18 protein-coding genes are annotated in these 18,543 nt (G+C 68.6%); 14 read left to right on the forward strand and 4 right to left on the reverse strand.

What is annotated here, in order from left to right; translation table 11 throughout:
• Positions 1-73 precede the first annotated feature (73 nt).
• Together E3T49_RS02310 and E3T49_RS02315 are read left to right on the forward strand one after the other, a co-directional pair.
• Positions 74-1,591, forward strand: coding sequence for an HNH endonuclease signature motif containing protein (locus E3T49_RS02310; protein WP_134423099.1), 1,518 nt, complete (start codon positions 74-76; stop codon positions 1,589-1,591).
• 145 nt (positions 1,592-1,736) lie between these two features.
• Entirely contained in the window at positions 1,737-2,519 is a 783-nt protein-coding gene (locus E3T49_RS02315) for a lysophospholipid acyltransferase family protein (protein WP_134423101.1), read from the forward strand.
• On the opposite strand, the gene E3T49_RS02320 is transcribed toward E3T49_RS02315, so the two are convergent.
• Positions 2,516-3,058, reverse strand: coding sequence for a flavin reductase family protein (locus E3T49_RS02320; protein WP_134423103.1), 543 nt, complete (start codon positions 3,056-3,058; stop codon positions 2,516-2,518). The two genes, E3T49_RS02315 and E3T49_RS02320, sit on opposite strands and share 4 nt — an antisense overlap.
• Positions 3,059-3,130: 72 nt before the next feature.
• On the opposite strand from E3T49_RS02320, the gene hisD reads away from it, so the two are divergent.
• Genes hisD through E3T49_RS02335 form a run of 3 tightly spaced genes read left to right on the forward strand, consistent with a single transcriptional unit; the run spans position 3,131 to position 6,015 of the window.
• Positions 3,131-4,444 (forward strand): histidinol dehydrogenase, encoded by a 1,314-nt coding sequence (gene hisD, locus E3T49_RS02325; RefSeq protein WP_134423105.1) that lies wholly within the window; start codon positions 3,131-3,133, stop codon positions 4,442-4,444.
• Positions 4,445-4,456: 12 nt separating this feature from the next.
• The gene (gene nrdR / locus E3T49_RS02330; protein ID WP_134423107.1) at positions 4,457-4,969 is read left to right on the forward strand and encodes a transcriptional regulator NrdR; all 513 of its coding nucleotides are present in this window, start codon (positions 4,457-4,459) and stop codon (positions 4,967-4,969) included.
• A gap of 8 nt (positions 4,970-4,977) precedes the next feature.
• Positions 4,978-6,015: a quinone-dependent dihydroorotate dehydrogenase gene (locus E3T49_RS02335; protein WP_134423109.1), complete on the forward strand. Its 1,038-nt coding sequence runs from the start codon at positions 4,978-4,980 to the stop codon at positions 6,013-6,015.
• Between the two features lie 13 nt (positions 6,016-6,028).
• On the opposite strand, the gene E3T49_RS02340 is transcribed toward E3T49_RS02335, so the two are convergent.
• The gene (locus tag E3T49_RS02340; RefSeq protein WP_134423111.1) at positions 6,029-7,054 is read right to left on the reverse strand and encodes an App1 family protein; all 1,026 of its coding nucleotides are present in this window, start codon (positions 7,052-7,054) and stop codon (positions 6,029-6,031) included.
• A gap of 234 nt (positions 7,055-7,288) precedes the next feature.
• Here E3T49_RS02340 and E3T49_RS02345 point away from each other — a divergent pair, with 234 nt between their 5' ends.
• The 5 genes from E3T49_RS02345 to E3T49_RS02365 all read left to right on the forward strand — a co-directional run bounded on the left by E3T49_RS02345 (position 7,289) and on the right by E3T49_RS02365 (position 11,232).
• Positions 7,289-7,942 carry a TetR/AcrR family transcriptional regulator gene (locus tag E3T49_RS02345; RefSeq protein WP_134423113.1) on the forward strand — a complete coding sequence of 218 codons (654 nt, stop codon included), beginning with the start codon at positions 7,289-7,291 and terminating at the stop codon, positions 7,940-7,942.
• Between the two features lie 92 nt (positions 7,943-8,034).
• Positions 8,035-8,889, forward strand: a complete 855-nt coding sequence (locus E3T49_RS02350) for an ABC transporter ATP-binding protein (protein ID WP_134423115.1) — start codon at positions 8,035-8,037, stop codon at positions 8,887-8,889.
• Positions 8,886-9,572 carry an ABC transporter permease gene (locus tag E3T49_RS02355; protein ID WP_134423117.1) on the forward strand — a complete coding sequence of 229 codons (687 nt, stop codon included), beginning with the start codon at positions 8,886-8,888 and terminating at the stop codon, positions 9,570-9,572. The genes E3T49_RS02350 and E3T49_RS02355 overlap by 4 nt, the downstream gene beginning before the upstream one ends.
• Positions 9,569-10,309 carry an ABC transporter permease gene (locus tag E3T49_RS02360; RefSeq protein ID WP_134423119.1) on the forward strand — a complete coding sequence of 247 codons (741 nt, stop codon included), beginning with the start codon at positions 9,569-9,571 and terminating at the stop codon, positions 10,307-10,309. Before E3T49_RS02355 ends, E3T49_RS02360 begins: the two co-directional genes overlap by 4 nt.
• The gene (locus E3T49_RS02365) at positions 10,309-11,232 is read left to right on the forward strand and encodes an ABC transporter substrate-binding protein (RefSeq protein ID WP_134423121.1); all 924 of its coding nucleotides are present in this window, start codon (positions 10,309-10,311) and stop codon (positions 11,230-11,232) included. Before E3T49_RS02360 ends, E3T49_RS02365 begins: the two co-directional genes overlap by 1 nt.
• 14 nt (positions 11,233-11,246) lie before the next feature.
• On the opposite strand, the gene E3T49_RS02370 is transcribed toward E3T49_RS02365, so the two are convergent.
• Together E3T49_RS02370 and E3T49_RS02375 are read right to left on the reverse strand one after the other, a co-directional pair.
• On the reverse strand, positions 11,247-12,185 hold the full coding sequence (locus E3T49_RS02370; RefSeq protein ID WP_134423123.1) for a M56 family metallopeptidase: 939 nt from the start codon (positions 12,183-12,185) through the stop codon (positions 11,247-11,249).
• 34 nt (positions 12,186-12,219) lie between these two features.
• Positions 12,220-12,606 carry a BlaI/MecI/CopY family transcriptional regulator gene (locus tag E3T49_RS02375; protein WP_134423125.1) on the reverse strand — a complete coding sequence of 129 codons (387 nt, stop codon included), beginning with the start codon at positions 12,604-12,606 and terminating at the stop codon, positions 12,220-12,222.
• A gap of 95 nt (positions 12,607-12,701) precedes the next feature.
• Here E3T49_RS02375 and E3T49_RS02380 point away from each other — a divergent pair, with 95 nt between their 5' ends.
• Genes E3T49_RS02380 through cydC form a run of 4 tightly spaced genes read left to right on the forward strand, consistent with a single transcriptional unit; the run spans position 12,702 to position 18,518 of the window.
• Complete coding sequence (locus E3T49_RS02380) at positions 12,702-14,114, forward strand: cytochrome ubiquinol oxidase subunit I (protein WP_134423127.1); 1,413 nt, start codon at positions 12,702-12,704, stop codon at positions 14,112-14,114.
• 9 nt (positions 14,115-14,123) lie between these two features.
• Positions 14,124-15,140, forward strand: a complete 1,017-nt coding sequence (gene cydB, locus E3T49_RS02385) for a cytochrome d ubiquinol oxidase subunit II (RefSeq protein ID WP_134423129.1) — start codon at positions 14,124-14,126, stop codon at positions 15,138-15,140.
• 5 nt (positions 15,141-15,145) lie between these two features.
• The gene (gene cydD, locus E3T49_RS02390) at positions 15,146-16,801 is read left to right on the forward strand and encodes a thiol reductant ABC exporter subunit CydD (protein WP_134423131.1); all 1,656 of its coding nucleotides are present in this window, start codon (positions 15,146-15,148) and stop codon (positions 16,799-16,801) included.
• Positions 16,794-18,518, forward strand: coding sequence for a thiol reductant ABC exporter subunit CydC (gene cydC / locus E3T49_RS02395; protein ID WP_134423133.1), 1,725 nt, complete (start codon positions 16,794-16,796; stop codon positions 18,516-18,518). The genes cydD and cydC overlap by 8 nt, the downstream gene beginning before the upstream one ends.
• Positions 18,519-18,543 lie beyond the last annotated feature (25 nt).

Below are 18,543 nucleotides of genomic sequence, written 5' to 3' on the forward strand. Positions count from 1 at the left end.
TTTATCTTCGAAAATTAATGAACCTGTTCGCGTGACTCTAGATTCTATGTTCTAACTGAGCTAGAATCATCTTGTGACCGACCCCACAGAAACGCTCGCAGCGGATGCCGCGCCCGGCCCGTCCGCTGCCGCGCGGGTGGTCGCCGAGCTGCATGCTCTGGCGGGTGAACTCGGGTCGACGCTGGCGTGTGCGGGGGTGCGGAGCTTCGACGACGACGGGTTGCTGCAGGTGGCCACGGCGGTCGAGGCGCTCGGCCGACGGGTCGACGCCCTGCGGGTCGCTGCGGCCGGGGAGGTCGCCGACCGGTCCCGCCCGGAGTTCGGCACTGCTCAGCTGTCGGCGACGAAGGGCTGCCGCACCGCCGGCGAACTGCTCGAGCGCGTGACGCTGGTGTCCGGGCCGACCGCGGGGCGACGGATGCGGCTGGGCAAGCAGCTCCGCACCGGCCTCTCCCTGGGCGGCGAACCCGTGCCACCCACCTTCCCCGCCACCGCGGCCGGCCTCGCCTCCGGCGCGATCGGGGTCGACACGGCCGACGCGATCCTCACGGCGTTGACGCCCACGCTGCGCTGCACCGACCTGGACTCGGTGCAGGCGGCCGAGAGCGAGCTGGTGGCCGCAGCCACCGGAACGAGCGAGGAAACCCCGGTGCCTGTGTCGGCGGACGAGATCCGGCTGCAGGGCTCCGTGTGGAGGGCCGTGCTTGCGCCCGACGGGTCCCGGCCCGACGACCACGCCGTGGTCGCGCGGTCGTTCCGGCTCGGCCGGGAACGGGAGGGGGTGGTGCCCGTCTCGGGCGCCCTGATGCCGGAGATCGCCGGCAAGCTGCGTCGCCTGTTCGACGCGTATCTCTCGCCCAAGAGCGCTCCGGTCGCCTTCCACACCGAGGAAGACGCCGACACAAACCGGGAGGGGCTCACACCGGAGCAGGCGCGGGAGCAGGCGCTGCTCGAACGGGACGACCGCACGCCCGACCAGCGCCGGCACGACGTGCTCGCCGTGATCCTCGACGTCGCCTCCCGCGCCGGCGAGGCACCGACCATCGGCGGCGCCCCCGCCACGGTGCTGGTCAGCGTGCGGGAACAGGACCTCAACGCGGACTTCGGTCAGGGCCGCGGCGTCGGCTGGATCGACGGCGTCGATTCCCCGATCCCGATCACCGCCGTCAAGGATCTGATCAGCACCGGCGGACAGCAGAAGGTCGTGATCAACGACGAGGGCCGCATCATCAAGCTCGGCTCACCCGAACGCTGCTTCACCCCGGCACAACGCCGGGCCATCCAGCTCCGCGACGAACGATGCATCATCCCGGGCTGCAAGATCCCGGCCGGCATGACCGAGATCCACCACGTCATCCCGCATTCCGAGGGCGGGCCCACGCACACCGACAACGGCGTCTGCCTGTGCTGGTGGCACCACCGCTACCTCGCCGCCTCCGGCTGGGCGATCCGCATGGTCCGCGGCGCCGTGCAGATCATGGCACCACCCTGGCTCGAAACGGGGGCACGCAAGTGGCGGAGCGTGACGAAGTCACGCACCCGGATGACCGACGCCATCGAACGCAAGAACATGACGCGGAGAGACCAGTAGCCGGCGGCGCAGGGTACGGAAGCCGGCGCACGCTGGAAAGTGCGCCGGCTTCCGCAGGGGACTCTGCGAGGGGGAACTCTGGCAAAAGTGCGGAACCGCGTGGATCGCGTCGGGGAAAACCGTTCACACGTCGTAGCCTTGAATCATGAGCACAGGCACGCGGGAACCTCTGTACGCAACGGCGATTCTGGCGGGTCGGACCGTCTTCGGGCTGCTCCGGCTGAAGCCGTCCGTCACCGGGCTGAAGAATCTGCCTGACACCGGGGGAGCGGTGCTCGCCATCACCCATTTCGGCTACATGGATTTCGCCCTGGTCGAGTGGATGCTGTGGCACAAGAACCGGCGCCACATCCGCTTCATGGCCAAAAAAGGCGCTTTCGACCAGAAGCTCGTCGGCGTGCTGCTGCGGGGCATGCGGCACATCTCGGTCGATATGAAGGCCGGCGCCGCGGCGTACGCCCAGGCCGTGGCCGCATTGAGAGAAGGAGAGCTGCTCGGGGTCTTCCCGGAGGGCGGCGTGAACGCGTCCTTCACGGTGCGTGAGCTGAAATCGGGTGCCATCCGGATGGCCGCCGAGGCCGGGGTCCCCGTCATCCCGATCGCCGTCTGGGGTGGTCACCGCGTGCTCACCAAGAATCACAAGCCGGCCCTGCGCGAGGTGTTCGGCGTGCCGGTTCGTTTCGCCGTGGGCGAGCCCTTCACGGTTGCCGAGGGAGAGGACCCACAGACTCTGACCGCGGCGCTGCACGAGACGTTGCAGGGGCTCGTCGACGGCCTGCAGAAGGCCTACCCGGTGGATGGGAGCGGCCAGTGGTGGCAGCCCCGGCACCTGGGCGGCACGGCCCCCACGCCGGAGGAGGCCGCCGTGGTCGAGGCCGAGCGACGCCGCCTGCGGGACGAGGCCAAGGCGGAGCAGGCCGGAAGCTAGACCTCGGCGCCGGGCACGCGGTAGGTGCGGTCGTAGTACAGCAGGGCCTCATCGTTCTCGCCCAGGCCGCCTTGCTCGATCTTGACCACAACGACGGCGCTGGTGTGCACGAGGGTGCGCTCGATGATGCGCCCGACCATCCACGAGGTGACGCCCCGGAGCACGGGGAGACCGTGCGGCCCCGGTTGCCAGTGGTCGCCGACGAAGCGCTGGTCGGCGGGACCCGACATGACCTCGGCCACGGCGCGGCTCCGCGCCCCGAGGATGTGGATGACGACCCGCTCGCTCTCGGCGATCGCCGGCCATGTGCTGGCCGACCGGGCCATGTTGAAGGTGGCCAGCGGCGGAACCGACGACAGTGACGCTAGGGAGGTTGCCGTGAATCCCACCGGGATCCCGTCCGGCCGCAGCGCGGTGATCACCGCGACACCGGCGGCGTGACGCCGGAAAGCGTGTTTGAAAGCGGCCAGATCCAGGGGTGCGTTGGGATCTTCGGCCAGGGGTACGGCGCCGGTCTGGGGTACTTCGGTGTCACTCATCTGAATGGATCAATCTCCTCGACGTTCAGCCTATTCCCGGCCAGTGCGAGTTGATGGCTAGGCTGGAACGCGATGATCCAGATTATTGACCTCCGAGGGACCCGGCCCACTCCGGCGGAATTGCTTGCAGCCGTACCCCGTGCGCTCACCGACGTGACCGCCGCGAGTGATGTCGCAGCCAAATTGATCGATGACGTACGGGCCAGGGGCGAGGAAGCCCTCCTCGACCAGGCGGAACGTCTCGACCGGGTTCGTCCGGCCCAGGTGCGTGTTCCCGCGTCCCACATCAGCGAAGCTCTGGCCGGGCTCGACCCGGCCGTGCGCACGGCGATCGAGGAGACCATCCGTCGCGTGCGCATCGCCAGTGCCGCCCAGGTTCCGCCCCTCTGCACCACCACCATCGCGGACGGCGCGACCATCACGCAGCGCTGGCAGCCGATCAACCGCGTCGGCCTGTACGTTCCCGGTGGCAAGGCCGTCTACCCGTCGAGCGTCGTGATGAACGTCGTTCCGGCCCAGATCGCCGGCGTCTCCTCCATCGCCCTTGCGTCGCCGCCGCAGAGCGACTTCGACGGCCGCGTGCACCCCACCATCCTCGCGGTGGCGGGCCTGCTCGGCATCGACGAGATCTACGCCATGGGCGGTGCCGGCGCGGTCGGCGCGTTCGCGTACGGCGTCCCGGGTCTGGGCCTCGATCCGGTGCAGCTCGTCACCGGCCCCGGCAACGTCTACGTCGCCGCCGCCAAGCGTCTCGTACGCGGTGTGACCGGAATCGACTCCGAAGCCGGGCCCACGGACATCCTGGTGATCGCGGATGCCTCCGCCGACGCGCGTTTCGTCGCGGCCGACCTGGTCAGCCAGGCCGAGCACGACGAACTGGCCGCGGCCATGCTGGTCACCGATTCGGCCGAGCTCGCCGACGCGGTCTCCCGGCACCTGGTCGACCTGATGCAGAGCACGACCCACAGCATCCGGGTCACCGCCTCCCTGAACGGACGCCAGTCCGGGATCGTGCTCGTGGACGACCTGGCCGCCGCAGCCGCGTTCAGCAACGCGTTCGGCCCCGAGCACCTCGAGATCCAGACGAGCGACCCGGATGCCGTACTCGCCCTGATCGAGAACGCCGGCGCCATCTTCCTCGGCCCGCATTCGCCCGTGAGCCTCGGCGACTATGTTGCCGGCTCGAACCACGTGCTGCCGACGGGGGGTCAGGCCCGGTTCTCCTCCGGACTCGGCGCCTACACGTTCCTCCGCCCGCAGCAGGTCGTCTCGTACAGCCGGGAGGCCCTGCGCGAGGTCGCCGACCACATTGCCGCCCTCTCCACGGCCGAGGCGCTGCCCGCGCACGGTGACGCCGTCACGGCCCGCTTCACGACAGCGCTGTAGGCTGGCCACACCATGTTCTGCCCGTTCTGCCGCCACCCGGATTCCAGAGTCATCGACTCGCGCACCAGCGACGACGGACTCTCCATCCGGCGGCGTCGGCAGTGCCCCGAATGCGGCCGGCGTTTCAGCACCACCGAGACCGCCAGCCTCAACATCGTCAAGCGCAGCGGGGTCGTCGAACCGTTCAGTCGCGACAAGATCGTGGCCGGCGTGCGCAAGGCCTGCCAGGGTCGCCCGGTGACGGATTCGGACCTGGCCCTGCTCGCCCAGAGGGTGGAGGAGACCATCCGGCAGACGGGTTCGTCGCAGGTGAAGGCGAACGAGGTCGGGCTCGCCATCCTGCCGCCGCTGCGCGAACTCGACGAGGTTGCCTACCTGCGATTCGCGAGCGTCTACCAGGACTTCGATTCACTCGAGGACTTCGAGGCGGCGATCGCCGTGCTGCGCACCGAGCACGGTTCCCGCACCGAGTCGGCCTCCGACGCCGCCCCTGCGGCCGGCGCCGTCCACTCGACCGAACTGTAGGAGCCCCGGTGTACCCGCTCGTTTTCAGGATCGTTCTGACCCGCCTCGATCCCGAGCGGGCGCACCACCTGGCGTTCACCGTGATTCGGGCGCTGCCCGCGCTCGGGGTCGGCAGGCTGGTCCACCGCTTCACGCGACCGCGCACGGACCTGTCGGTGCACACCCTCGGCCTGCGCTTCGAGTCTCCCTTCGGTGTCGCCGCGGGGTTCGACAAAGACGGCGAGGCCGTCATCGGGCTGGGTCAGCTCGGTTTCGGGCACGTCGAAGTCGGAACGATCACGGCCGTCGCCCAGCCCGGCAACCCGAAACCGCGACTCTTCCGCCTGGTCGCTGACCGTGCGGTGATCAATCGGATGGGCTTCAACAACTCCGGTTCCCGTGCCGCCCGGGTGCGTCTGGCGCACGTTCGTTCCGTTGCCGGTCGGCCCGTCCTCGGCATCAATATCGGCAAGAGCCGCGTCACCGCGGTCGAGGACGCCACGGCCGACTACCTGGTCAGCGCCGCACTGCTGGCCCCCCTGGCCGACTATCTGGTGGTGAACGTCAGCTCGCCGAACACCCCCGGCCTGCGAGGACTGCAGGAACTCGACCAGCTGGCTCCGCTGCTGCGGGCGGTGCAGGCCGAGGCCGGCGCCACACCGCTACTCGTGAAGATCGCCCCCGACCTGGACGACGACGAGGTGACGCGCATCGCCGCCCTCGTCGTGGAGCTGGGCCTCGACGGCATCATCGCCACGAACACCACCGTGTCCCGCGCGGGCCTGACGACGGATGCCGCCACGGTCGTGGCCGCCGGCGCCGGCGGCCTTTCCGGCGCTCCACTGCGAGAACGTTCGCTGGCCGTTCTGCGGCTGATCCGCCAGGCCGTGCCTCGCGAGCTCTGCGTGATCTCCGTGGGCGGTGTGGAGACCGCGGAGCACGTGGCCGAGCGCCTCTCCGCTGGCGCTACGCTCGTGCAGGGCTACACCGGGTTCCTCTACCGCGGGCCGCTCTGGGCGCGCCAGATCAACCGGGGCCTCGACCGCATCCTCTCGTCCGCGCCCTAGCCTCGACGCTGCCTCAGATCAGGCCCTGTTTGGCGAGCTGGCTGGCCAGTGCGGAGCCGTCCGGACCGTACATCCAACGCTCACGCGGTTCGCCCGGGCCGTCTTTCATGCGTCGTCCGGCCAGCACGGCCTCACTGGGCGAGAGTTGCCGGATCGCGACGGCCTCCACGCTGCCCGGGAACTCGCGCTGGAACTCGCTATAGATTGCTTCGTCGTGCTGGCCGTCGTCGCCGATCAGGATCCAGCGGATGTCCGGGAACTCCAGTGCCAGCCGGCGCAGGTTCGCCCGCTTGTGATCCTGGCCGCTGCGGAACCAGCGGTCGTGGGTGGGACCCCAATCGGTGAGCAGAAGCGCGCCAGCGGGGTAGAGGTTGCGGGACAGGAACCGGGTCAGCGTCGGCGCGACGTTCCACGCTCCGGTCGACAGGTAGATCATCGGAGAACCCTCGTTCTCCGCCGCGAGGCGGTCCAGCAGAACTGCCATCCCGGGCGTGGGAACGCGGGCGTGCTCGTCGAGGACGAACGTGTTCCACGCGGCCAGCAGCGGGCGGGGGAGCGTGGTCACCATCACGGTGTCATCGACGTCGGAGAGGATGCCGCGGGTCACCGCAGGGGCCACGATGAACACCGGCGCCTCGACCGGGGCGGCGGTGTCGTCCGTGTGCAGCTGGGCCGTGTGCCAGCCGGGTGTGAGGCTCACGGCGATGACCGTGTCGACGACCCCGCCGCGGTCGGCCTGCACTCGGTGCGAGAATCCGTTGATCTCAATGGTCACCGTCACGTCGTTGACCGGCACGCTGGTGAAGCTGCGCCAGCCGCGGATGCTTCCGTCCCGACGGTCCGAGCGCCAGTGTCGGCGAGTCAGGGCGGGCGTGGCCTTGGTCGGCTTGGCCAGAAGGACCCGGCATAGGATGCGCACCCACTCGGTCGACCCATAGCCCGCATACGGGATGACTGTGGGCAGGTACCCGCGCTTGCGGGCCGCCCGTTCACGTTTGAAGTGCAACCAGTCCTCGATCCGGGCGGCACGGTGCATCATCTTTGCTGGCGTGCCCGGGGGCAGTATTCGAGGAGACTTCGACTTCGGCACCCCCCTAGTCTGACATGCGCGCGCGGGTGGTCGGCAGCACGCGTGTGCCGGAGAGCGCCCGGGCCGGCGACGCGCCCGGCCTCGAAACGGGTTTTTCCCGCCAGTCCGGGCCGAATTGCGCGCCGAGAACCGGCGAGGCCGATTCGCACCCTAGTATTAGTCACTTACTCTCAAGGAGGACAAGTGTCACTCAGTGACCTTTTCGGTGGGGATCCTTTTGTGCCGGCCCAGCAGGTCCGCATCGAGCCGATTCAACAGCGCAGCACAGCACGTCTGTCCGGTCTGCTCGACGCAGCCGCCATTGTCGTGGACGAGGTGGGCTTCGACCGCATCACCACCGCCATGGTGGCCGAGCGCGCGGGAGCGTCGATCGGCACCGTGTACCGGTATTACCCCGACCGCGTTGCGGTGCTGCAGGCCTTGCGGGAGCGGGCCGTGCTGCGCTTCCGTCGCCGCGTGTCCGAGCAACTCACGCTCAGCGCTTCGAAGGACTGGTCGGCGATCGTCGACGTGGCCATCACCGCCTTCGTTGATCTGTACCGCTCCGAGCCGGGCTTCCGCATCATGCATTTCTCCGACCGCGAAGGCGCGACCAACGTTGAAGATTCCGAATCGGGCTACTTCGCCCGCCGGGTGGCCGGAATGCTGGTGGAAGAGTTCGGTCTGGTCGGCGGTGACGAGCTGATTTTCCGGCTCGAGGTCGCCGTGGAGATGGGCGACTCGATCCTGTCCCGCGCGTTCCGTTCCGATCCTCAGGGCGACGAGCGCTTCATTGCGGAGTGCCGCGTCGTCACGCGCGACTACCTTGCCGGGTACTACGGGCCGAACGTTCGCTAGGAATACCGGTATCCGGTTGGTCGGCGCCGCCGGGTGATGGTTGGGTGGTGTACCGCCCCGTGTCGACTGCCGTCGAGGAATGAGCCATTTCTATGATCGAGTTCCGCTCGGTGAGCAAGCAGTTCCCGGATGGCACCCTCGCTGTCGATGATTTCAGCCTGACGTTGCCCTCGCATCAGACCACGGTGCTGGTGGGGTCGTCCGGGTCCGGCAAGACCACGCTGCTGCGCATGATCAACCGGATGGTCGACCCGAGCGCCGGAACGATCGAGATCGACGGGTCCGACATCGCAGCGCTGGAACCGGTGAAGCTGCGGCGCAGCATCGGGTATGTGATGCAGAACTCCGGCCTGCTCCCGCACCGCACCGTGATCGACAACGTCGCCACCGTGCCCCTTCTGCGCGGGGTACCTCGGAAGACGGCCCGCACGGAGGCTCTGTCCCTGCTCGACACGGTGGGGCTGGACCGTACCCTGGCCGATCGGTACCCGAGCCAGTTGTCCGGCGGGCAACAGCAGCGGGTGGGCGTGGCGCGCGGGCTGGCCGTCAACCCGAACATCCTGCTGATGGACGAACCCTTCGGCGCCGTCGACCCGATCGTGCGGGCCGAGCTGCAACAGGAGCTGATCCGGCTGCAGAGCGAGCTCGGCAAGACGGTCGTGTTCGTCACGCACGACATCGAGGAGGCGTTCCTGCTCGGCGATCAGGTCGTCATCCTCCGCGACGGGGGGCGGATCGCCCAGGTCGGGTCGCCGTCGGACATCCTCTCGAACCCGGCCGACGACTTCGTGGCCAGCTTCGTCGGCGCGGACCGAGGCAAGCGAGCCCTGCACGTCGAACGGCGCGGCGGCTCGGACATCCTGGTCGACACCGAGGGTCGCCTGGCCGGCGTGCTCGTGGCGCCGACCGGGCCCGAGGCCTCGCCGGACCACCGAGCGCCGCAGTGACCTGGATCTGGTCGAACCTCGACCTGCTCTGGGATCGCACCCTGGATCACCTGGTGCTCAGTGTGCCGCCCATCCTGCTCAGCTTCCTGTTCGCGGTGCCGCTGGGCTGGCTGGCCAACCGGTACCGGCTCAGCCGCGGTGTGATCCTGACGGCCAGCGGACTGCTCTACGCGATCCCGTCGCTGCCGCTGTTCTTCGTGATCCCGGCCGTCGTGGGAACCAGCCTGCGGTCCCCGCTCAACCTGATCATCGCCCTCACCCTCTACGGGGTTGCACTGATGGTGCGCGTCGTTGCCGACGGCCTCGCATCCGTGGACAAGGATGTGCGGCAGTCCGCCGTGGCCGTGGGATATTCCGGCTGGAGCATCTTCTGGCAGGTGGAGCTCCCGATGGCCGGCCCCGTGCTCCTGGCCGGTCTTCGCGTCGTAGCCGTCAGCACCGTCAGCCTGGCCACGGTGGGGGCCGTGATCGGTGCGCAGAGTCTGGGCAGTCTGTTCACGGATGGCTTCCAGCGCGGCATCCAGGCCGAGATCATCGCCGGAATCGTGCTGACGGTGGCACTGGCGCTGCTGCTCGACGGGGCGCTCGTTCTGCTCGGCCGGATTCTGCTGCCCTGGACCCTCCTCGCGGCGGCAGGGCGTCGTGCGCTCCGCGTCGCCCGTGCCGCGGAGGTGTCGGCGTGAACCTCTTCGTGGACGCCCTGAACTGGATCCTGGACCCAGCCAACTACGTCGGTCCCGGCGGCATTCCCGTGCGCCTCATCGAGCACCTCGGGTTCACGCTCGTGGCGGTGTCGTTGGCCGCACTGATCGCGGTGCCCATCGGGTTCCTGATCGGGCACACGGGCCGCGGCCGCGGTCTGGCCGTGGCCGTTTCCGGAGGCCTTCGAGCCATCCCGACCCTCGGTCTGCTCACTCTCGTGGCGCTGTGGGTCGGCATCGGACTCGGGGCGCCGTATGTGGCGCTCACGATCCTGGCCATCCCGCCGATACTCGCGGGCGCCTATTCCGGATTCGAGGTCATCGATCGGGCCGTGATCGATTCGGCCCGGTCGGTGGGGATGTCCGAGGCGCAGATCGTGCGCACGGTCGAGGTGCCGCTGGGGTTGCCCCTGCTGATCGCCGGCATCCGCTCGGCCACCCTACAGGTCGTGGCCACAGCGACCCTGGCTGCCTATGTGGCGGATTTCGGTCTCGGCCGATTCCTGTTCGCCGGGTTGAAAACCCGCGACTACGCGGAGATGCTGGGCGGGTCGCTGCTCGTCATCCTGCTCGCCCTCACCCTCGAGGGAATATTCACCGTCGTGCAGCGACTTGTCGTTCCCAGAGGCGTCGCAGCCGGACGCCCCCCAGTCGACCGTTCCAGGTCAGCCCGACCTGGACCGGGGATGGATCCCGCCATCACGAAAGGAACCCACTAATGTTCACAGCAAACAAAGGCCGGCTCGCGGCGGTTGCCGCGGTCGCGGTTGGGGCCGTCGTAGCCCTTGCAGGGTGTGCGTCCGGTGATCCGCTGGACAGCGGAAATACTGACGAGGGCTCAGCAACCCTGGTGATCGGTTCGCAGGACTACTACTCGAACGAGATCATCGCCGAGATCTACGCCCAGGCGCTGGAAGAGAACGGCTTCACGGTCGAACGCGACTTCAAGATCGGTCAGCGCGAGGTGTACCTGCCCGAGATCGAGTCCGGCGCCATCGACGTCTTCCCCGAATACACCGGCAGTCTGCTGCAGGCCCTGAACGCAGACGCTGCCGGAGGCACCGCCGACGAAACCTTCGAGCAGCTGAAAGACCAGCTGCCGGACGGGCTGAACGTGCTGGACATGGCCGAGGCGACCGACCAGAACTCCTGGACCGTCACGCAGGCCTTCGCCGACAAGTACAGCCTGACCGACATCGCCTCGCTCACCAACGTCACCGAGCCGATCACCGTGGGCGGCCCGTCTGAACTCGAGACCCGCCCCTACGGGCCGACAACCCTGACCGAGAAGTACGGCATCCCCATCGCCGGCTTCACGCCCATCGAGGATGGCGGCGGCCCGCTCACGATCAAGGCCCTGGTGGACAACGCGATCCAGATCACGAACGTCTACACGGCCAGCCCGAACATCAAGTCGGACAACCTCGTCGCCCTGGACGACCCCGATGGCCTGTTCTTCGCCGACAACGTCGTACCGCTGGTCTCCGACAAGGTCGACGCCAAGGCCGGCGAGGTACTCAACGCCGTCAGCGCCGCCCTGACCGCCGAGGATCTGGTCAGTCTGAACTCCGAGAGCGTGAATGACGAGCTCTCGGCCGAGAAGATCGCCACCGCCTGGCTCGAGCAGGCGAAACTCTTCTAGAGCGCGGTCCGCCCTCAGCCGAGGAGCAGGAGCAGCGTCGGCAGCAGCAGAAGCGTTGCTGCCGACGCCGCAACCGCCAGCACCGCCTCTGCGGGCAGAGGCGGCGGCGGCGAGATCAGCCGGCGCACACGGGGCGTGACGAGATCGAACGGATGGTCCGGGCCGTCGGCGAGTTCGACATCCGTTCCCAGCGGGTCCACCTGATGTGCCGACCCGACCAGCGCGATCGCGGTGGCCAGCGTTCGGTCGTCGACCACGCGCCGCGCCTGATCGTCGGCGAGCATCTCCACCAGCAACGCAACCGCATTCTCGGCCCGATTGGCGATCGGGAACCACGGCAGCGCACTGTGCCAGGATTTGAACGCGAGCAGCACCAGGTGATGCTTCTGGATCAGGTGCGCATGTTCGTGCGCGATCACCGCCCGAAGTTGCTCGGCGTCGAGCAACTGCAGGAGCCCGCGCGACAACACCGTCGCCGACCGGGTCGCGCCGGGCAGGCAGTAGGCCACCGGAGCGTCGTGCTCGATCACGCGAGTGCCGGAATGGTCAGCCAGCGGCTGGCTGAGCAGACCGATCAGGTGCCGATGCCGTCGGTGCTGCCTCTCGGCGCGGGAGAAAGTCGCGGCCAGGTTCAGCAACAGGTGGCTGCCGAGAATCATGGCTGAGCAGAGCATGAGGACCGCGACGAACGACGGTTCGTCCGGCAGCGTGCCGGCCACCAGATGCCCGCCCAGCGACCGGATGCCGTCGAACAGGTTCACCCCGAAGGGGATCAGCCCGAAACTGAGCAGCGAGCCGATCATGGACAGCCCGCCGGCCAGGGCGATGGACTGCCACAGCACCAGGGCCACGGCGGGGGAGCGGGCCGGCCAGGCTGCAGCGGAGAGCCAGATGGGGACCGGGCCGGCGAGCAGCACGGCCAGCACCCCGAGGATCACCGCCGTGGCGAACACGACGCCTCCGACCGGTTTCCCTGCGGACGGCGAATCACTCGTGAACGACGGGCGCGGCGTCAAGGAGCCGGCGCAGCGTCGCGGCCTCCTGCGGGGTGACGTCTCCGATGAAGCGGGCCAGGGCGGCCTGTCGGTCGGGAGCCGAGCCGAGCACCTCGTGCATCAACTCGGCAGTGTGCTCGGCCCGGGTCGACATGGCCTGGTAGCGGTGCGGTCGACTCCCACGGTCACGGCTGACGAAGCCCTTGATCTCGAGGCGGGACAGGACCGTGAGGACGGTCGTGGTGGCGAGCGGTTTGCGCCGCGCGGCGGCCGCGGCGGGGGTGAGCAGCCGGTCCCGGAGGTCGGTGGCGGCGAGAGGCTCCTCGGAGTCCCACAGCACATCCATCAACAGTCGCTCCAGCGCACCCAAACTCCCCATAAGGGGGAGTCTAGCGGGCGATTCCGCGCAATTCTACGGTCTGTAGAAGAGTAATGTTCTACACAGTGTAGAAACCCGATGACGCTGGAGGGCGCATGAACGAGTGGCTGGATCCGTTACTCCTGTCGAGATGGCAATTCGGTTTGACCACCGTGTACCACTTCCTCTTCGTCCCGCTCACGATCGGCCTGGCGTTCACGGTCGCCCTCTTCCAGACCGCCTGGGTGCGCACGGACAAGGCGAAGTACCTGCAGCTCACCCACTTCTTCGGCAAGATCTTCCTGATCAACTTCGCCATGGGCGTCGTCACAGGAATCGTGCAGGAGTTCCAATTCGGCATGAACTGGTCGGACTACTCCCGCTTCGTCGGTGACGTGTTCGGCGCGCCTCTCGCCTTCGAGGGAATCACGGCGTTCTTCCTGGAAGCCACGTTCATCGGACTCTGGATCTTCGGCTGGGACAAGTTGCCGCGCGGCCTCCACTTGGCCACCATCTGGCTGACCACGGCCGGCTCGATCGCCTCCGCCTACTTCATCCTCGCGGCGAACGCGTTCATGCAGAACCCGGTCGCCTTCCGCATCAACGAGGAGCGCGGACGGGCCGAGCTGACCAGCATCGGCGAGCTGCTGACCAACCCGATCGCCCTGGCGTCCTTCCCGCACACGATCTTCGCCTGCTTCATGGTGTCGTCGGGCCTCGTCATCTCGGTGGCCGCCTGGCACCTCCTGCGCAAGCAGAACGAGGACACCATGCGTCCGGCGCTCAAACTGGGCATGTGGATGATGGTGGTCTCCGGTGCGATCACCACCTTCTTCGGCGACTCCCTGAGCCTGGCCATGACGGCGGCGCAGCCCATGAAGATGGCCGCGGCCGAGGCGATGTACAAGACGTCGACAGGTGCCGAGGCATCCTTCTCGATCTTCACCCTCGGCACCCCCGACGGTGTGAGCGAGCTGTTCTCGATCCGCATCCCGTACCTGCTGTCGTTCCTCTCGACCCACACCCTCAACGGCACCGTCGAAGGCATCAACAACCTGCAGGCGCAGTACGAGACCCTCTACGGCCCCGGCGACTACACACCGACCATCTGGATCACCTACTGGGCCTTCCGCTGGATGATCGCCCTGGGCATCGCGCACATCATGGTTGCCGTGGTCGGCCTCTGGCTGACCCGCAACGGGCGCAGCCCCAAGGCCACCTGGGTCTGGAAGATCGCGATCTGGAGCTTCCCGTTCTCGCTGATCGCCATGAGCGTCGGCTGGATCTTCACGGAGATGGGGCGGCAGCCCTGGCTCGTCTTCGGACTCCTGCGCACCCAGGACGGCGTGTCACCCAACGTCAGCGGCCTCGAGATCCTGATCTCGCTGATCGCCTTCACGCTGATCTACGGCGCCCTCGCCGTCGTCGAGTTCAAGTTGATCCTGCAGGCCGTGCGGAAGGGGCCTGCCCCGCTGGCGGAACCCGACCCGGTGTCCGGCAAGATCAAGCCACAGGTCACGGTCTACTAGGAGCGCATGATGGATCTCACAATTCTCTGGTTCTGGATCATCGCCGCACTCTTCATCGGCTACTTCGTTCTTGACGGCTTCGATTTCGGCGTCGGTATGTCCCTGCCCTTCCTGGGTAAGGACGACCTCGACCGCCGGGTCATCATCAACACGATCGGGCCCGTCTGGGACCTCAACGAAACCTGGCTGATCGTGGCCGGGGCGGCTCTGTTCGCCGCGTTCCCGGAGTGGTACGCCACCCTGTTCAGCGGTTTCTACCTGCCCCTGCTGCTGATCCTCCTCGCGCTCATCCTGCGCGGGGTGTCGTTCGAATACCGGCACCAGCGGCCGGAACCGGAGTGGAAGAAACGCTTCGACCTCATGATCGTGATCGGGTCCGCCGTTCCCGCCCTGCTCTGGGGCGTGGCGTTCTCCAACATCGTGCGCGGCGTGCAGCTGGACGCCGACTTCAACTACATCGGCTCCTTCTTCGACCTGCTGAACCCGTATGCCCTCCTCGGCGGCATCACCACGCTGCTCCTCTTCTTCACCCACGGCGTGGTGTTCATCTCCCTGAAGACCGAGGGGGACATCCGTCAGCGCGCCCAGAAGCTCGCCGTGAAGAGCGGGGTCATCACCATCGTGGTGGCCGCCTCGTTCCTGGTCTGGACCACGTTCGCCTACGGCAGTCTGGCGACCGCGGCCCTGGCCGCCGGTGCCGCCGTCGCCCTGATCGCCTCGTTCCTCGCCAACCTGCGCGGGTTCGAAGGATGGGCGTTCACCCTGATGGCCGCGACCATCGCCCTCGCGGTGCTGGCGCTCTTCGCCTCCCTGTTCCCCGACGTGATGCCGGCGAGCAATGACGCGGCGAACAGCCTGAACATCGAGAACGCCTCCTCCTCGCCGTACACGCTGCAGGTGATGAGCTGGACGGCCCTGTTCGCCATGCCGGTCATCTTCCTCTACCAGGGGTGGACCTACTGGGTGCTCCGTAAGCGCCTCAGTCGCACGACGGTCTCGGCCGACGTCGAGTCCGCCGTACACTGAACCAGATGCGCCCCTTCGATCCACGGCTTCTCCGCTATGCGACCGCCGCCCGGTGGTTTCTCTCGGTCGGCGCCCTGCTCGGACTGGCGCAGACCGTCACGATCATCGCGTTCTCCTGGCTGCTCAGCCAGAGCGTGACCCTCGCGCTGACGGGTGCCTCGCTGGACACGCTGTCCCGCACCATCGGCACCCTGGCCGGTGTCATCGTGGTGCGGGCCGTGCTGGTCTGGCTGCTCGAGGTGGCTGCCACCCGCGGGGCGGCCCAGGTGAAGAGCCAGCTGCGGCGCCAGGTTCTCGACCGGGTTGCCGAGCGGGGTCCGGATTGGCTCAGCGGCCGGGCCAGCGCCGGCGTCTCCACCCTGGTCACCCAGGGGTTGGATGCCCTCGACAACTACTTCGCCCGCTACCTGCCCCAGCTCCTGCTGGCGGGGATCAGCACACCTCTTCTCGTTCTCGTGATGCTCTGGCAGGACCTGCCGAGCGGCATCACGGTCATCGTTGTGCTGCCGCTCATCCCCGTCTTCATGGTGCTGATCGGCCAGGCCACGCAGGCCGTGCAGCGCAAGCAGTGGGACTCCCTGCAGCGACTGTCGACCGGGTTCCTCGACCTTGTCGGCGGGCTGGGCACCCTCAAGATCTACGGGAGGGAACGTCGCCAGTTCGCCCGCGTGCAGAGCATCACCGAGGACTACCGCACCCGCACCATGAAGGTTCTGCGGGTGTCGTTCCTCAGCGGCTTCGTGCTCGAATTGGCGGCCAGCCTGTCGGTCGCCCTGGTGGCCGTGTCGATCGGCCTGCGGCTCGTCGACGGCAGCCTCGCCCTCGGTGTGGGTCTGTTCGTGCTGCTGCTCGCCCCGGAGGCCTTCCTGCCCGTGCGGCAGGTCGGCGCCCAGTTCCACGCCGCTGCCGATGGCCTCGCTGCCGCCGAAGAGGTGTTCGCCCTGCTCGAGGATGACGGCGCGGCACCATCGGCGCCGGCGCCGTCCTCGGCCCCGGCTGCCGCTGCCTCCTTCGGTCGTGCGGATGCCGGTGCGCTCCGGTTCGAGCACGTCACGATCCGGCGTGGCACGGATGTCCCGGTGCAGGGCTTTTGCGCCGTGTTCCGTCCCGGTGAACTCGCCGTGGTCGTTGGCCCGAGCGGTGCCGGAAAGTCGACGCTGGTTGCCGCCCTCCAGGGATTCGTTCCGTACGACGGGCGGATCCTGCTGAACGGTGCGGTGCAGACCCCGGGCGCACCGCGACCCTGGCTGGCGTGGGCCGGGCAACGGCCGGGGCTGTTCCAGGGAACGATCGCCGACAACCTGGCGCTCGGCGACGCATCCGTCGACCTGGGTACCGTGCGACGCTCTCTGGAGAGTGCCGGTGCCGGCGATCTCCACCCGGCCACCGTTCTGGGAGTCGCCGGCCAGGGGCTCTCCGGCGGGCAGGCCCAGCGGGTGGCGGCCGCCCGCGCCGTCTACCGTGCCACGACCCATGACTGTTCCGTGCTGGTTCTCGACGAGCCCAGCTCGGCCCTCGACGAGGCGGCGGAAACCGCTCTCGTGGCCGGCCTGAGCCGGCTCGCGCGGGAGGGTCGGATCGTGATCGTGGTCAGCCACCGGCCGGCCCTGCGGGACGCCGCCGACCAGATCGTCGCCCTGAACGAGGTTGCCCATGTCTGATGACCGTACCGGCGCCACGCAGAGGGCGGTCGCGGCCCCGGATGAGGTGCGCGCCGTGCTGCGCCTGGCCCAACCGCCCGCCCGACGCTTCGCGCCCGGGCTCGCCGCGGGTGTGCTGAGCGCATTCTTCGCGGTGGCTCTGCTGGCGTCGTCGGCGTGGCTGATCACCCGTGCCGCCGAGCAACCGCCGATCATGTTCCTCTCGATGGCGGTCGTCGGCGTGCGTGCGTTCGCGCTCGGTCGGTCCGCGTTCCGTTATCTGGAACGGCTGGCCAGTCACGACGCCGCGTTCCGCCAGCTGGCCGACCTGCGTCTGGGCGTGTTCGCCCGCATTCTGCCACTCGCTCCGGCCGGCCTCGGGGGTACGAGCCGCGGCGATCTGCTCAGCCGGCTGGTGCGCGACGTGGACGACCTGCAGGATTTCCCGCTGCGTGTGGTTCAGCCGCTGGCCACGGCGGGGATCCTGGCGATCGTGAGCGTGGTCGGCGTCTGGTTGGTGCTGCCCGCCGCCGGCGTCACCCTCGCGCTCGCGCTGCTCGCCGGTGGACTGCTCGCCACCATCGCCTCCACTGTGCTGTCCGCCCGGTCGGAGCGGCAGCTCGCACCCCTCCGAGGGACGCTCGCCGACGAGGTGCTCGAGGTGGTGGAGAACCTCGACGTGCTGACCGCGTTCGGTGCTCTCGACGCCCGTCTCGCCACTCTCGCGGCCGCCGACGACCGGCTGCGCCGGGCCTCGCTCCGACGGTCGCTCGGTGTGGGCGTGCAGGGTGCCGTGCTGTCGCTGTTCGCGGGACTGGCCACGGTTGGCGCACTCTGGGTCGGCATCCCGGCTCTGTCCGGGCCGGCCGGCATCAGCGGACCGGGTTTCGCCGTGGTGGTGCTCGTGCCCATGGCCGTGTTCGAGGTGTTCGCCATGATCCCGCTCGCGCTCGGTGTGTGGCGCCAGGTGCGCTCCAGCGCCCAGCGCGTCGCCTCGGCCGTGCCCACCGTGGTGCCCGCGGAGATCCCGGAAGAGGCGGCTGTCGGGGCGACGGATGCGGCGGTCGTCGCGGCCATCGGTGCGCGCCCCGTTCTCGAACTCACCGACGTCGGGGCGCGCTGGCCGGGTTCCCCGACCCCGGCGGTCTCCGGCGTGACACTGAGGCTGGCGCCGGGGGACCGCGTGCACCTGGCCGGCCCGAGCGGGGCAGGCAAGACCACCCTGGCCCAGACGTTGGTGCGGTTCCTCGACTACACGGGCTCCTACCGGCTCGACGGCGTCGAGGCGCGCACGCTGGCCCCGGCCGAGGTGCGCAGCCGGGTGGGACTGTGTGAGCAGAGGCCCTGGCTCTTCGACGACAGCATCCGTCAGAATCTGCTCTTCGCTCGCGAGACGGCCACCGACGAGGACCTGCTGAACGTGCTCGACCGGGTCGGGCTGGGCGAGTGGGCCAACCGGCGCGGCGGACTCGACGCCCGGGTCGGCGAACGGGGCGCCCTGGTCTCCGGCGGTCAGGCGCAGCGGATCGCACTGGCACGGGCCCTGCTCGCGGACTTCCCGGTGCTCATCGTCGACGAGCCCACCGCCAACGTCGACGAGGCGCAGGGCGACCGGCTTGTGCGGGACATCCTGGTCACGGCCCGGGAGGACGGCCGAGCGGTGTTGCTCATCTCGCACACGCCCGTGCCGGACGACCTGATCACCGCACGGGTTGTCGTGCCCGGCCCGGCCCACTGACCGAGCGCGCCTGACCCGTGGCGCA

Source organism: Cryobacterium cryoconiti (assembly GCF_004403065.1).
Classification (GTDB): Bacteria; Actinomycetota; Actinomycetes; order Actinomycetales; family Microbacteriaceae; genus Cryobacterium; species Cryobacterium cryoconiti.

Excerpts from the sequence above, each read along its gene's own strand:
- E3T49_RS02315 (WP_134423101.1), top strand. The coding sequence starts at position 1,737 with ATGAGCACAGGCACGCGGGAACCTCTGTACGCAACGGCGATTCTGGCG.
- E3T49_RS02320 (WP_134423103.1), bottom strand. The coding sequence starts at position 3,058 with ATGAGTGACACCGAAGTACCCCAGACCGGCGCCGTACCCCTGGCCGAA.
- hisD (WP_134423105.1), top strand. The coding sequence starts at position 3,131 with ATGATCCAGATTATTGACCTCCGAGGGACCCGGCCCACTCCGGCGGAA.
- nrdR (WP_134423107.1), top strand. The coding sequence starts at position 4,457 with ATGTTCTGCCCGTTCTGCCGCCACCCGGATTCCAGAGTCATCGACTCG.
- E3T49_RS02340 (WP_134423111.1), bottom strand. The coding sequence starts at position 7,054 with ATGATGCACCGTGCCGCCCGGATCGAGGACTGGTTGCACTTCAAACGT.
- E3T49_RS02350 (WP_134423115.1), top strand. The coding sequence starts at position 8,035 with ATGATCGAGTTCCGCTCGGTGAGCAAGCAGTTCCCGGATGGCACCCTC.
- E3T49_RS02365 (WP_134423121.1), top strand. The coding sequence starts at position 10,309 with ATGTTCACAGCAAACAAAGGCCGGCTCGCGGCGGTTGCCGCGGTCGCG.
- E3T49_RS02375 (WP_134423125.1), bottom strand. The coding sequence starts at position 12,606 with ATGGGGAGTTTGGGTGCGCTGGAGCGACTGTTGATGGATGTGCTGTGG.
- E3T49_RS02380 (WP_134423127.1), top strand. The coding sequence starts at position 12,702 with ATGAACGAGTGGCTGGATCCGTTACTCCTGTCGAGATGGCAATTCGGT.
- cydB (WP_134423129.1), top strand. The coding sequence starts at position 14,124 with ATGGATCTCACAATTCTCTGGTTCTGGATCATCGCCGCACTCTTCATC.
- cydD (WP_134423131.1), top strand. The coding sequence starts at position 15,146 with ATGCGCCCCTTCGATCCACGGCTTCTCCGCTATGCGACCGCCGCCCGG.
- cydC (WP_134423133.1), top strand. The coding sequence starts at position 16,794 with ATGTCTGATGACCGTACCGGCGCCACGCAGAGGGCGGTCGCGGCCCCG.